General features: G+C 71.7%; 12 protein-coding genes. 6 read left to right on the top strand and 6 right to left on the bottom strand.

The features are described from left to right. Positions 1 to 13: 13 nt before the first annotated feature. From AC1DUQ_RS11175 to AC1DUQ_RS11200, 6 genes are all read right to left on the bottom strand, one after another. A complete protein-coding gene (locus AC1DUQ_RS11175) occupies positions 14 to 1,057 on the bottom strand; it encodes an LLM class F420-dependent oxidoreductase (protein WP_477062716.1) in 1,044 nt (347 codons plus the stop codon). Positions 1,058 to 1,139: 82 nt separating this feature from the next. After that, the gene (epsC, locus tag AC1DUQ_RS11180; protein ID WP_477062715.1) at positions 1,140 to 1,724 is read right to left on the bottom strand and encodes a serine O-acetyltransferase EpsC; all 585 of its coding nucleotides are present in this window, start codon (positions 1,722 to 1,724) and stop codon (positions 1,140 to 1,142) included. A 41-nt stretch (positions 1,725 to 1,765) separates the two neighbouring features. After that, positions 1,766 to 2,701: a cysteine synthase A gene (gene cysK / locus AC1DUQ_RS11185; protein WP_477062714.1), complete on the bottom strand. Its 936-nt coding sequence runs from the start codon at positions 2,699 to 2,701 to the stop codon at positions 1,766 to 1,768. Between the two features lie 391 nt (positions 2,702 to 3,092). Next, positions 3,093 to 3,707 (bottom strand): SGNH/GDSL hydrolase family protein, encoded by a 615-nt coding sequence (locus AC1DUQ_RS11190; protein WP_477062713.1) that lies wholly within the window; start codon positions 3,705 to 3,707, stop codon positions 3,093 to 3,095. A gap of 43 nt (positions 3,708 to 3,750) precedes the next feature. Further along, positions 3,751 to 4,944 (bottom strand): flavin-containing monooxygenase, encoded by a 1,194-nt coding sequence (locus AC1DUQ_RS11195; protein ID WP_477062712.1) that lies wholly within the window; start codon positions 4,942 to 4,944, stop codon positions 3,751 to 3,753. After that, on the bottom strand, positions 4,941 to 5,354 hold the full coding sequence (locus AC1DUQ_RS11200) for a VOC family protein (protein ID WP_477062711.1): 414 nt from the start codon (positions 5,352 to 5,354) through the stop codon (positions 4,941 to 4,943). The genes AC1DUQ_RS11195 and AC1DUQ_RS11200 overlap by 4 nt, the downstream gene beginning before the upstream one ends. 73 nt (positions 5,355 to 5,427) lie before the next feature. On the opposite strand from AC1DUQ_RS11200, the gene AC1DUQ_RS11205 reads away from it, so the two are divergent. The 6 genes from AC1DUQ_RS11205 to AC1DUQ_RS11230 all read left to right on the top strand — a co-directional run bounded on the left by AC1DUQ_RS11205 (position 5,428) and on the right by AC1DUQ_RS11230 (position 12,837). Continuing rightward, on the top strand, positions 5,428 to 6,510 hold the full coding sequence (locus AC1DUQ_RS11205) for a winged helix DNA-binding domain-containing protein (RefSeq protein WP_477062710.1): 1,083 nt from the start codon (positions 5,428 to 5,430) through the stop codon (positions 6,508 to 6,510). 432 nt (positions 6,511 to 6,942) lie between these two features. Then, positions 6,943 to 8,160 (top strand): ROK family protein, encoded by a 1,218-nt coding sequence (locus tag AC1DUQ_RS11210; protein ID WP_477062709.1) that lies wholly within the window; start codon positions 6,943 to 6,945, stop codon positions 8,158 to 8,160. Positions 8,161 to 8,236: 76 nt separating this feature from the next. Next, positions 8,237 to 9,493, top strand: coding sequence for an extracellular solute-binding protein (locus AC1DUQ_RS11215; RefSeq protein ID WP_477062708.1), 1,257 nt, complete (start codon positions 8,237 to 8,239; stop codon positions 9,491 to 9,493). 8 nt (positions 9,494 to 9,501) lie between these two features. Beyond that, the gene (locus AC1DUQ_RS11220) at positions 9,502 to 10,380 is read left to right on the top strand and encodes a carbohydrate ABC transporter permease (protein ID WP_477073802.1); all 879 of its coding nucleotides are present in this window, start codon (positions 9,502 to 9,504) and stop codon (positions 10,378 to 10,380) included. Beyond that, positions 10,370 to 11,221, top strand: coding sequence for a carbohydrate ABC transporter permease (locus AC1DUQ_RS11225; RefSeq protein ID WP_477073803.1), 852 nt, complete (start codon positions 10,370 to 10,372; stop codon positions 11,219 to 11,221). Before AC1DUQ_RS11220 ends, AC1DUQ_RS11225 begins: the two co-directional genes overlap by 11 nt. A gap of 32 nt (positions 11,222 to 11,253) precedes the next feature. Then, positions 11,254 to 12,837, top strand: a complete 1,584-nt coding sequence (locus AC1DUQ_RS11230) for a cellulase family glycosylhydrolase (protein ID WP_477073804.1) — start codon at positions 11,254 to 11,256, stop codon at positions 12,835 to 12,837. The last annotated feature ends 57 nt before the right edge of the window (positions 12,838 to 12,894 follow it).

Below are 12,894 nucleotides of genomic sequence, written 5' to 3' on the forward strand. Positions count from 1 at the left end.
GTCGACGAGTGGGTCAGGCCGTCGGGCGCAGGGCCTCCGCGATCGCCGGCAGGGTGCGCGGGTCGGCCTGCACGAGCATCGTCGTGATCGCCGTGCCCTCCCAGGCGGGCAGCTGGGCGCGGATGTCGTCGACGGTGCCCACCAGGGCGATGTCCTGCACGAGCTCGAGCGGCACCGCGGCGGTCGCACGGGCGCGGTCGCCGGCCAGGTAGTGGGCCTGGATCTCGTCGCAGGCCTCGGTGTACCCGAGCCGGTCGAGGACCGCGCGGTGGAAGTTGGCGCCCTTGGCCCCCATGCCGCCGGCGTAGAGGGCGATGAACGGGCGGACGCTGTCCGCGGCGGACTCGACGTCGGCACCGATCACCACCGGCACGGTGGCGACCACCTCGAACGCGTCCACAGAGGTCCGCTCCGGAGCGCGCTGCGCGAAGCCCTCGGCCAGCAGCTCCCGGTACTCGCCGTCCATCCGCGGCGAGTAGAAGAGCGGCAGCCAGCCGTCGGCGATCTCCGCCGACATCGCGATGTTCTTCGGTCCCTCGGCCGCCAGGTGGATCGGCAGGTCGGCGCGCAGCGGGTGCACCGTCGAGCGCAGTGCCTTGCCCAGGCCCGAACCCTCGTCGGGACCCAGCGGGAGCCGGTAGAACTGCCCGTCGAACGTCACCGGCGCCTCGCGCGCCAGCACCTGCCGCACGATCGCGACGTACTCGCGCGTGCGGGCGAGCGGGCGCGGGTACGGCTGCCCGTACCAGCCCTCCACCACCTGTGGCCCGGAGGCGCCGAGCCCCAGCACGAAGCGACCGCCGGAGAGGTGGTCGAGCGTGAGGGCGGCCATCGCGGCGGCCGTCGGGGTGCGGGCGGAGATCTGCGCGATCGCCGTGCCCAGCCGGATCCGGGACGTGCGCGAGCCCCACCACGCGAGCGGGGTGAGCGCGTCGGATCCGTAGGCCTCGGCGGTCCAGACGGAGTCGAACCCGAGCTGCTCGGCGCCGAGGACGGCCTCCTGCGCACCCGGCGGGGGACCCGCCGACCAGTAGCCCGTGTGGTAGCCCAGCCGCATCGTCAGTCCTCCGGTCCGGCGTCGCCGTCGACGCCCGCGCCAGGCTACCTGCTACCCCGGGTATCACCGGGGTGGGATGCTCTCAGATGTAGATCGCCGGGTCGTCGATCTCGACGTCGAACGGCGCGGCAGCGGGCCGCAGCCGGATCGTCGCAGGCACGCCGACTGCGATCGCCCCGGCGGGGACGTCGTGGATCACGACGGCGTTCGCGCCGACCTGCGCACCGTCGCCGATCCACACCGGGCCGAGGATCTTGGCGCCGGCCCCGACGACCACGTTGTCGCCGACCGTCGGGTGCCGCTTGCCGTGCCGCATCGACTTGCCGCCCAGCGTGGAGCCGTGGAAGAGGACCACGTCGTCGCCGACCTCGGCGGTCTCGCCGATGACGACGCCCATGCCGTGGTCGATGAAGAGCCGCCGGCCCAGACGTGCACCGGGGTGGATCTCGATGCCGGTGGCCGCCCGCGCGAGCTGGGAGATCAGTCGCGCGGGCAGCCGCAGGCCAGGCTGGTGCCACATCCTGTGCGCCAGCCGGTACACCCACACCGCGTGCACCCCCGGGTACCCGAGGGCGACCTCGGCGAGGGACCGGGCCGCGGGGTCGCGGTGCCGGGCTGCCTCGAGGTCTTCCCTCAGGGTGGCGAGGAAGTGCAGGTGGTCGGACACGGTGCCTTCGTCCTGTCGGTGGGGGTGTACGGGGACCGGGCTCAGTCGACGAGGTCCGCGTAGAGCACGGTCGACAGGTAGCGCTCGCCGAACGACGGGATGATCGCGACGATGAGCTTGCCGGCGTTCTCCGGGCGCTTGGCCAGGAGCGTCGCGGCGTGCAGGGCGGCGCCGGACGAGATGCCGACCAGCAGGCCCTCCTCGGCCGCGGCGCGGCGGGCGACCTTCACGGCCGTCTCGGCGTCGACGTCGATGATCTCGTCGTAGACCGTCGTGTCGAGGATCTCGGGCACGAAGTTGGCGCCGATGCCCTGGATCTTGTGCGGGCCGGGCGCGCCACCGTTGAGGATCGGCGACTCGGCCGGCTCCACGCCGACGATCTTCACGCCGGGCTTGCGGGCCTTCAGCACCTGGCCGACGCCCGTGATGGTGCCGCCGGTGCCGATGCCCGCGACGAGGATGTCGATCTCACCGTCGGTGTCCGCCCAGATCTCCTCGGCGGTCGTGGTGCGGTGGATCTCGGGGTTGGCCTCGTTGGCGAACTGGCGGGCCAGGATGGCGCCCTCGCGCTCCTTGACGATCTCGTCGGCCCGGTTGACCGCGCCCCGCATGCCCTCGGAGCCCGGGGTGAGGATGAGCTCGGCGCCGAACGCGCGCAGCAGGAGCTTGCGCTCCTTGGACATGGTCTCCGGCATGGTCAGGACGACGTTGTAGCCGCGGGCCGCGCCCACGAACGCCAGCGCGATGCCGGTGTTGCCGCTGGTGGCCTCCACGATCGTGCCGCCGGGCTTGAGCTCGCCGGACGCCTCGGCAGCGTTGATGATCGCGACGCCGATGCGGTCCTTCACGGAGTTGGCCGGGTTATAGAACTCGAGCTTGCCGACGACGGTGGCGGGGGCCCCGTCGGTGATCTTGTTGATGCGGACCAGCGGGGTGTTGCCGATGAGCGCCGTCGCGTCGTCGTAGATGCGTGCCATGGTTCCTCTTCGGTCGAGGCTGCCGGGGTGCCGGCAGCGGTGGGGGACTGACTAGCGATGCGTCGGGGTTCCGGCGCGCGTGGGCGCCGGTCGGCCGGCACGGATCAGCAGGGGATGTCCGGACCGGGGCGGGGCGAGCGCTGGCGCGGGAGACGGTCCCCGGTCAGGGGATCCTCGCGCAGAAGAGCAGCCAGCGCTCTACAGACAGCGACAACAGGGCAGCGCCACGCAGGCACGCCCGAGGACGGCGGGAGCGGCAGTGTGCACGCGCATCGCTTCGTCCTCCGAGACCGTTCGGTCGGTCGCGTCCCGCGGATGCGGAACCGCAATCGGCCACGACGCTAGCGTCAACGTCGGCGCGCGCGCAAAGAGTCCCCACCAGGCGGACGACTCAGGCGAGCCCCACCGCCGCGAGCCACGCCTCCGCGAGCAGCCCGTGCCCCGCGGGCGTCGGGTGCACGCCGTCGGACGCCCACGTCTCGGCGCCCGTCCGCGCCGCCGCCGCCGCGAACAGCCCGTCGGCCGGCACGAGCACCGCGCGACGCTCGGCGGCCACCCGCCGCACCACACCGATGCGCGGGTCCAGGTCCTCGCGCCACGCGTGCTGCGCAGGGGTGACCGGCACGACGAAGGGCTCGATGAGGACGAGACGATCCACCGTCTCGACGAGCGCGCGGAGGTTGTCCTCGTACTCGTCGGTCGAGGTCGCCGTGCCCGCGTCGTACCGGCGCCAGGTGTCGTTGATGCCGATCAGCACCGACACCACGGTGGGCTCCAGGGCCACCGCGTCCTGGTCCCAGCGCGCCCGCAGCATCGCCGAGGTGTCGCCGCCCACGCCGCGGTTGAGGAACGTGAGGTCGAGGTCCGGCCGACGAGCTCCTGCGAGCGCCGCCACGATGCCCGCGTAGCCGTGCCCGAGGCTCGTCGGGTCCGTGCGGTCGCGACCCCAGTCGGTCACGGAGTCGCCGGTGAGCAGGACGCGGTCGTGAGTCTGCAGGAAGGTCACGGGGGACACCTCATCACGTCCGCGGTGCGCGGTGAGGCGTCCGTCAGCGCGCGGACAGGTGCGTCCCCACCGCGTCAGCGACGGCGGCGGCGTCGGCCGGCATGCCCTCGAAGTTGGACGACCCGCGTCGACGCATCCACCGCAGTCCCAGGAACCACAGGCCCGGCAGCTCGGCCGCACCGTCGAGCTGGCGGGGGACTCCACGGGCGTCGAGGAGCTCGGCAGGGAGCCACGCGTGGCTGCCGCGCATGCCGGTGCACCAGACGATGCTGGTCACGTCCTCGTCCTGCAGGTCCAGCTCCGCGCCCTCCCGCACGGGGTAGGAGGTGTCGGCGTCCTCGGCGTCTGCCGGGGGAGCGCCCAGGCCCAGTCGGTCGATCGCGTCGTCGACGAGAGCGCGTGCCCGCTCGGCGAAGGCCTCACCGGCGGCGATGTTCCCGCGGACGGAGCTGTCGACCTGCAGCCGACCGCCCTCGACGCCGGTGATCCGGCCCAGCAGCGGGAGCCCTTCGCGGGCCATCCGGCGCAGGTCCGGCCCCGGCTCACCGCCCGGGACGACGAGCGGGTTCGGCAGACGCCGCAGCTCCTCGGGCACGTCGGCGGTCCGCTGGTCGAAGAACCCGGCCGTCGCGAGCCACGCGATCATCGGCCGGCCGCGGTAGGGCGACGGGAGCCGTCCCACCGGCGACGTGGCGAGCAGCACGCGACGACCCGCCGCCGTCAGGTCACGGACCACCTGCACACCCGACTGGCCGCTGCCGACCACCAGCACGGTCCCCGTCGGAAGGCCGGCGGGGGAGCGGTACGTGGTGGTCGTCTGCTGGACCACCGGCAGGTGCGTCGCGAACGCCGGCACCCGCGGGACGTTCTCCGCGCCGGTCGCGACGACCACCGCCCGCGCGTGCACGGGTCCGTCCGAGGTCTCCAGCGCGAGTCCGTCGAGCCGCGGCGCGAGCGCCGTGACCGCGACGCCCGTCCGGACGGGGCCCGAGGAGGCCAGCGCCTCGAGCCGGCGGACGACCTCGTCGCGCGGCGTGTACTCGTCGTCCTGCGCCGGGCCGAGCATCGGGTTGAGGAAGCCGGGCGTGTTCAGCCGGAACGAGTCCCAGCGGGACCGCCACGACTCGCCCACCCGTGACTTCTCGAGCACCTCGTGCTCGATGCCGCGGGCCGTCAGGGCGGCGCTCGCCGCGAGGCCGGCGGGACCGGCCCCGACGACGACACAGTCGATGCTCACTGGGTCGCGGTCACGTTCACCATCCAGTCGACGCCGTACTTGTCGGTGCACATCCCGAACGTGTCACCCCACGGTGCCTGCTCGAACGGCACGGTCACGGTCCCACCCGCGCTGAGGCCGTCCCAGTAGCCCTGCAGCTCGGCGAGGTCCTCCCCGCTGAGCGAGCAGGAGATGCTGCTGGCGCTCGCGAGCTCCATCGCGTTGGGGGTGTCGGCGCCCATGAGCACCATCCCGCCGGGCGTCGTGAGGTTCGCGTGCATCAGCTTGTCCGCCTCGGTCGGGTCCTCGCTCGCTCCGTACTCCCCGAACGTGCTCGTGCTCAGCTCGCCACCGAACACGGACTGGTAGAACTCCATCGCCTCCCGGGCGGTGTCGCGGAAGCTGAGGTACGGGTTCAGGTGCGTCGCCATGGGGGTCTCCTTCGACTGTGTCCGGATTCGACCACCTTGCCACCGTCCGCCCACACGCAGAAGATCGACAGCCATGGACCGCCTCGAGGTCGCACACCGACGGCTGCACAACCAGCACCTGTCCGGTCCGCCGCTCCCCGGTCCCGCCGCCGTCGTCCGGCACCTCGGCGCCGCCCAGTCGCAGGAGTACGCGATGGCGAGGTGGTCGCTGGGCCAGCGGACCAGCGGTGCCGACGACGCCGCGGTGCAGGCCCTCCTCGACTCCGGGGCGATCCTGCGCACGCACGCCCTGCGCCCGACGTGGCACTTCGTCGCGCCCGAGGACGTCCGCTGGATCCAGGCGCTCACCGGGCCTCGGGTGCGTCAGCTCAGCCGCTACTACGAGCGGCAGGCGGGGATCGACGAGGAGCTCGTGGACCGGGCGACGGCCGTCGTCGCCGAGGCGGTGCAGGGCGGCAACCACCTCACGCGCGCCGAGGTGCAGGACGCGCTCGCGCGTGCAGGCATCGAGGCGAGCGGCACCCGCCTGGCGTACCTCCTGATGGCCGCGGAGCTCGCCGCTGTCGTGGTCAGCGGCGTCCTGCGCGGCAAGCAGCGCACCTACGCGCTCCTCGACGAGCGCGTGCCGCTCACGCCGCCGCTCGACCCGGACGAGGCGCTCGCCGAGCTGACGCTCCGGTACTTCGTCAGCCACGGGCCGGCCACGGTCAAGGACTTCTCCTGGTGGGCGAGTCTGACGCTCACCCAGGTCCGGCGCGGGCTGTCGCTGGTGGAGGAGTCGCTCACGTCCGTCGACGTCGACGGGATCGCGCACTGGTTCGCGCCGGGGGAGGCACCGCGTCGCGACCCGTCGCCCACCGTCCACGTCCTGCAGGGATACGACGAGTACGGGGTCGCCTACACCGAGGGCCGGTCCGCCCTGAACATCGCCGACCGGGTCATCGCCCCGGCGAACACGAACCAGGTGATCCAGCCGCTGGTGCTCGACAGCCAGGTCGTCGGCTGGTGGCGGCGGGTGGTGGAGCGTGGTGAGATCGTCGCCGAGCCGCACCTCGCCGTCGCCCTCGACGACGCGCAGAAGCACGCGGTGCGGGCCTCGTTCGACCGGCTGGCGGCGTTCGCCGGCGTCCCGGTCAGGGTCGAACTAGACAGCTGACCAGAGAGTGTGTATAGTTCAACTTTGGATCTCCCGGTCTGCGTGATGGTGTCAGCATCCCATCACGAAGGATCGGCCCGGATGTGGAACGCGTCGCTACGAGAGCGATGGACGGCCACAGTCCGGGTGGCTGATCTTCGACAGCCCCCAATGGCGCTGGGGGCGGTTCAAGCCGCGCGCAACAAGGACAAGCGGGCGCGGTGGGCGAAGGCCAACAGGTGCTGACGGACATGCGGCCCCGGTGCAGCCCGCGACGAGAGTCGCGGAGCAGYACCGGGGTCGTTGTCATCCGCCGCCCCATGGCTCGCGACCGTGCGAGAACCCCGGACAGCACCTGATCCGTGCACGGCGGCCGTGACCACATCGTGATCTGAGGGCACTGGACGCCACAACATTTCCTTCTTAATCTAAGTCGTGAAGTAAGGAGGCTTCATGACGGTGGCGACGACGCGCGACCTGCGGCAGCAGAACCGGACCAAGGTTCTGCGCACGCTGGTCCTGTCCGGCGAGACGACCCGGGCGACGCTTGCCGCCGACTGTGAGCTCTCCCCGGCGACCGTCACGAACGTGGTGAACGAGCTGATCGACGACGGGGTCGTCGAGGAGATCGGTTCGGTGCCCTCCGAGGGAGGCCGCCCGATCGCGCGGTTGGCGCTGCGGGCCGCCGGCGCGCACATGCTGGGTGCCGACGTCGGCGAGCGTGGCGTCGCGGTCGAGCTGTTCGACCTGTCGATGACCCGGCTGGACCGCGAGTTCCGGGAGGCCCCGGCGTCCACCGCGGACCCGGCGCAGATCTCCGCAGCGCTCGCCGATGCTGTGGCGGCCGTCCGGGAACGCAACCCCCAGGTCGAGGCGACGCTGGTCGGTCTGGGCGTCGGTCTGCCGGGTGTCGTCGGCCCGGCGCGCGGTGCCGCGGCGGACCCGACCCTGTACGCGCAGAGCCTGGGCTGGACGCCGACCCGGGTCGCGGACCTCGTCTCCGCACCCGGCCTGGAGGTCTTCGCCGACAACGGTGCCAACGCGCTGGCGGTGGCCGAGCTGTGGTTCGGTGCCGCGCGTGGTGCGGACGACGCGGTGGTCGGGCTGCTCGGACGGGGCATCGGCCTGGGGGTCGTCTGCGGCGGCCGCCTGGTGCGTGGTGCGCTCGGGTCCGCGGGGGAGTGGGGCCACACCAAGCTGGGCCTGGGCAACGGGCCGGAGTGCCGGTGCGGTGCACGGGGGTGCCTCGAGGCGTACGTCGGGGCGCACGCGATCCTCGAGCGTTGGCGCGCGACCGGCGCGAGCGAGACCGGCGAGGGATGGCGGGCTCTGAGCGCGCTCGTCGCGGCCGCCGATGCCGGCGACGCGGATGCAGCGATGGTGGTCGACGAGACGCTCGACGTGCTGGCCACGGCCCTGGCGAACCTCGTCAACCTGCTGAACCCGGAACGGATCGTGCTCGGCGGCTGGGTCGGGCTGCGGCTGCTGCCCGCCCGTCGCGACGACCTGACCGCACGGGTCCGGCGCCTCAGCCTCGACCGGCCGGGCGGTCAGTTCACCATCGAGCTGTGCCGGTTCGAGGGCGACTCGGTCGCTCTCGGCGCGGCGCTGATGCCGCTGCAGGCATTCATCGACCGGCCGCGAGTGCGGGAGCGCGCAGCGGTCCGGTGAGTCGGAACCGGGGCGATCGGCTAGGACGGCCCCGGTTCCTTGGAGAGAACCACCCCTACCAAGAGGAGATAGCTCGATGAGGAGACTACTCGGGACCACCACGGCTGCGCTGTCCAGCGCCGCGCTGGTGCTCACCATGGCCGCCTGCACAGGCGGCGACCCGGCGGAGGCCGTCGAGGACGGCGGCTCGGCCACCCTGAAGGTCTGGGTCATGGGCGACGCCGGGCCCGCCTTCACGGACCTGACGGCGGCGTTCACGGAGGACACCGGTATCAAGCTGCAGGTGGACGCCATCCCGTGGGAGAACGTGAACGACAAGCTCACGACCGCGGTCGCGTCCGGCGACGGGCCGGACGTCGTGCAGATCGGGCTGTCCCTGCTGCCCACCTTCGCCGACGCCGGCGTGCTCGCCGACCTCACCGACGTCCTGGCCGAGCACCCCGCCCTGGCTCCCTCGAACTTCCCGGACGCCGTGTCACCGGAGAACCTGAGCACGGACGGGATCGCGCTCTCGGTGCCCTGGGTGTCGGACACCCGGGTGCTCTTCTACCGGTCGGACATCCTGGCCGAGGCCGGCCACGACGCGGCGCCCACGACGTGGGACGACATGCGGTCGGTGGCGAAGGAGCTCGCCCAGCGCGGCGAGGGCCAGTTCGGCTACTACATCCCGCTCTGGGACAACACGCTGCCCGTCCAGTACACGTGGCAGGCCGGCGGTGACGTCGTCGACGCCGACGGCGCGGTGGACTTCCAGTCGCCCGAGTTCGCCGCGGCTGCCGACCACTGGCTCGGCTTCTTCGAGGACGGCTCGGCGCCGACCGCCACCGACTGGGACCAGACGCAGGGCTTCGTCTCGGGCGCCACGCCGATGGTCGTCTCCGGCCCGTACCTGGCCAAGGCGATCCGCGACGCCGCTCCGGAGCTCGACGGGTCGTGGTCGGTGACGACCCTCCCGGCCGACCAGACCGGCACCTCGCTGTTCGCCGGCTCGAACCTGGGCATCTGGAAGACCAGCACGCACCCCGACGAGGCCGCCCAGCTGCTCGACTTCCTCGCCCAGCCCGACAACCAGGTCGCCTGGTACGACGCGGTCGGCGAGCTCCCGACGAGCAGCGCAGCGCTCACCGAGCTCGCGGGCCGAGGTGACGAGCAGCTGTCTGTGTACGTCGAGCAGCTCGACGACGCGCAGACGGTCCCGATGGTCCCGGGCTGGGACCTGGTCGCCAACGAGATGGCCAGCGCGCTCACCGCGATCGCGACCACGGGCGCCGACAAGCAGTCCACCCTCGACGCCTTCTACGCGAAGGCCGACGAGATCCAGTCGAACTACTAGCAGACGCGGTGGGGCCGGCACGGCCGGTCCCCTACGCGTTCGTCGCACCCGCGATGGTCGTGCTGGTCGCGTTCGCCGTCCTGCCCATCCTGGTGGCTGGGGTGGTCAGCACCACCGACATGGACATCAGCGGCTTGGCCGACCCGTCCAGCGTCTCGTTCGTCGGTCTGGAGAACTACCGCAGGCTGCTCGCCGACCCGCAGTTCTGGAACGCGCTGCGCACCACCGGCGCGTTCACCGTCGTGGGGGTGCCGGTCATCGTCGTCGCGTCGCTCGCGGTCGCCCTGCTGCTGCACCGCAGCGGCGGACGGCTGGCCAGCACGTTGCGCGCCTTCTACTTCCTCCCCGCGATCACCGCGATCGTGGCGGTCGCGCTGGTCTGGGGCTACCTCTACAACAGCCAGTTCGGGCTGCTGAACTACCTGCTCTCGCTGGTCGGGCTCGGCCCCGTCCCGTGGCTCTCCGACCCCACCTGGGCGCGGTTCTCCGTCGGCCTCGTCGCCGTCTGGCGGGCCACCGGTCTGAACATCATCATCTTCCTGGCGGCCTTGCAGGGGATCCCGCACGAGTACGACGAGGCCGCTCAGCTCGACGGCGCCACCGAGCTGCAGCGCACCCGCCGCATCACGGTGCCGCTGCTGAGGTTCGCGATCTTCTTCGTGACCGTCACCACTGTGATCAGCTGGCTGCAGTTCTTCGACGAGCCCTACGTGCTGACCCAGGGCGGACCGAACGACGCCACGACTTCGATCTCCCTGTACATCTACGAGCAGGGCTTCCGGTACAACCAGTTCGGGTTCGCCTCGGCCGGGTCGCTCGTCCTGTTCGTGATCATCGCGGTCGTCACGGTGGTCCAGCTGCGCCTGCGGGGCTCCGATGACCACTGACACGCGACCCGTACGACCGCGGCGGACGACCCGGAAGCCGTCCCGGCTCGTCACCAACCTCGTCCTGATCGTCGGTGCCGCGGCGACCGCGCTGCCGTTCTTCTGGATGATCTTCAGCGCGCTCAAGCCCCGCTCGGAGGCTGTCGCCTACCCGCCGCGGCTGCTCCCCGCCGAGCCGACGCTCGAGTTCGTCCGCTACCTGTTCACCACCCTCGACTTCGGGCGCTACCTGGTGAACACCCTGGTCGTGGTGGCCATCGGCTTCGTCGGGCTGCTGCTCATGGCGATGGCGGGGTACGCGTTCGCCAAGTTCCAGTTCCGCGGCCGCGGCCTGCTGTTCGCCCTGGTGCTCAGCACGATGATGATCCCCGTCCAGGTCACGATGATCCCGACCTACCTGATCCTGGCGCGGGTCGGCCTGACCAACACCCTCGTGGGCATCGCACTGCCCACCCTGGTCAGCGCGTTCAGCATCTTCCTGTTTCGGCAGTTCATGACCACCATCCCCGACGAGGTGCTCGAGGCGGCCCGGATCGACGGCGCCGGAGAGATCCGGATCTTCCTGTCCCTGGTGCTCCCGATGTCCGGCCCGATCCTCGCCGTGCAGACGGTCCTGACCTTCATCGCCGGCTGGAACAGCTTCCTGTGGCCGCTGGTCATCGCCGGGGACCAGTCCCGATACACCCTGTCCGTCGGGCTGGCGCTGCWCAACCAGCAGGTCGCCACCAACCCGTCCCTGCAGATGGCGGGCGCCGCAGTGATGGTCGTGCCGATCCTCGTGGTGTTCGTCGTCTTCCAGCGCTACATCGTGCAGGGCTTCACCTTGTCGGGGCTCAAGTGAGCGCCCCCACCACGCCGTCCGGGAGGACCCCCATGACCACGCCCACCCGACGCGGGCCGGCCACCTACGACGGGTTCGTCCACGCCCACGACGGCGCGCTCGTCGACGGCGCCGGCCGGCCGCTCCTGCTGCGGGGGATCGGGCTGGGAACGTGGCTCCTGCCCGAGGGGTACATGTGGGGCTTCGACGGCGGCCCGCAGTCGCCGCGCGAGATCRAGGCGCTGGTGCGCGCCCTCGTCGGCCCCGACAGGGCGGGAGAGTTCTGGGTGCGCTTCCGCGACGCGTTCGTCACGGAGGCCGACATCGCGAGGATCGCCGGCGAGGGCTTCGACCACGTCCGTCTTCCCATCAACTCCCGGCTCATGCTCGACGACGAAGGTGCCCTGCGCGACGAGGCCTTCGAGTACGTCGACCGCACCATCGCCTGGTGCCGCGCGCACGGCCTGTGGGTCATCCTCGACCTGCACGGCGCGCCCGGCGGTCAGACCGGGACCAACATCGACGACTCCCCGAACAACCGCCCCGAGCTCTTCGAGGACGACCGCTATTGGGCATGGACCGTCGACCTGTGGCGGGCCATCGCCACCCGGTACGCCGACGAGACGGCCGTAGCCGGGTACGACCTGCTCAACGAACCGCTCCCGAACCAGTGGCAGGACCTCTACGCCGACCGCCTGGTCGACCTCTACCTCGAGCTGACCGCCGCCGTCAGGCAGGTCGACCGGTCGCACCTCCTCATCTACGAGGGCACCCACTGGTCGACCAACTGGAGCATCTTCACCGAGGTGTGGGACCCGAACTCGATGCTGCAATTCCACAAGTACTGGTCCGCCCCCGACTTCCCGAGCATCGAACGCTTCGTCCGCACCGGACGCGACCTCGGGCTGCCCGTGTACATGGGGGAGGGTGGCGAGAACAACCCCGCCTGGCTCGCCACGGCGTTCCAGCTCTACGAGGACCACCGGATCTCGTGGAACTTCTGGACCTGGAAGAAGCTCGACACGGTGACGTCCCCGTTCTCGGTCACCCCTCCCACCGGCTGGGCCGACGTGGTCGCCTACGCCGCAGGTCAGGGCGGCAAGCCGACGCCCGGCGACGCGTGGTCGACGTTGGACCGGCTGGTCGACGCGGTCCGGCTGGAGTCCTGCGCGTACCGGCCGACCATCGTCAACGCGCTGCTGCGGCGCGTGCCGCTCGAGCTGCCCGCGATGAGCTTCTCGTTCCGCGGCCCGGGCACGTCGCACCACGTGCGGGCGCGCACGACCTTGCCGGGGCTCCGTGAGGACGACGGTGTCGCGCTGCGGTACGACTCCGACACCGACCTGCACTTCGACCTGATCGACGGGCGGCCGGGCGCCGTCGAGGACGACGTGGTCGTGGACCTCGACGCGGGCGAGTGGGTGGCCTACGACATCCACGTCGACGAGGGCCGCAGGGCCACCGTGGTGGTGACGGCCGACGGTCCGGTGCCCGACGTCGATCTGGACGGAGTCGGCCTGGGGTCGTCCGCTTCTCCGGGCCGCTGGGAGGACCTGCTCCTCACGGCGGGGCGGCACGTGCTGCGGGTCCGAGCCACCCGTGACGCCAGCTCGTTGCGGCGGATCTCCATCCACTGACCGGGGAAGGAGCCCCTACAGACTCGCTCGAGGCCCTGGCTGGTCGGGGCCTCGAAC

Source organism: Cellulomonas sp. P4_B5_2, assembly GCF_056402235.1.

Excerpts from the sequence above, each read along its gene's own strand:
- AC1DUQ_RS11205 (WP_477062710.1), top strand. The coding sequence starts at position 5,428 with ATGGACCGCCTCGAGGTCGCACACCGACGGCTGCACAACCAGCACCTG.
- AC1DUQ_RS11175 (WP_477062716.1), bottom strand. The coding sequence starts at position 1,057 with ATGCGGCTGGGCTACCACACGGGCTACTGGTCGGCGGGTCCCCCGCCG.
- AC1DUQ_RS11215 (WP_477062708.1), top strand. The coding sequence starts at position 8,237 with ATGAGGAGACTACTCGGGACCACCACGGCTGCGCTGTCCAGCGCCGCG.
- AC1DUQ_RS11210 (WP_477062709.1), top strand. The coding sequence starts at position 6,943 with ATGACGGTGGCGACGACGCGCGACCTGCGGCAGCAGAACCGGACCAAG.
- AC1DUQ_RS11200 (WP_477062711.1), bottom strand. The coding sequence starts at position 5,354 with ATGGCGACGCACCTGAACCCGTACCTCAGCTTCCGCGACACCGCCCGG.
- cysK (WP_477062714.1), bottom strand. The coding sequence starts at position 2,701 with ATGGCACGCATCTACGACGACGCGACGGCGCTCATCGGCAACACCCCG.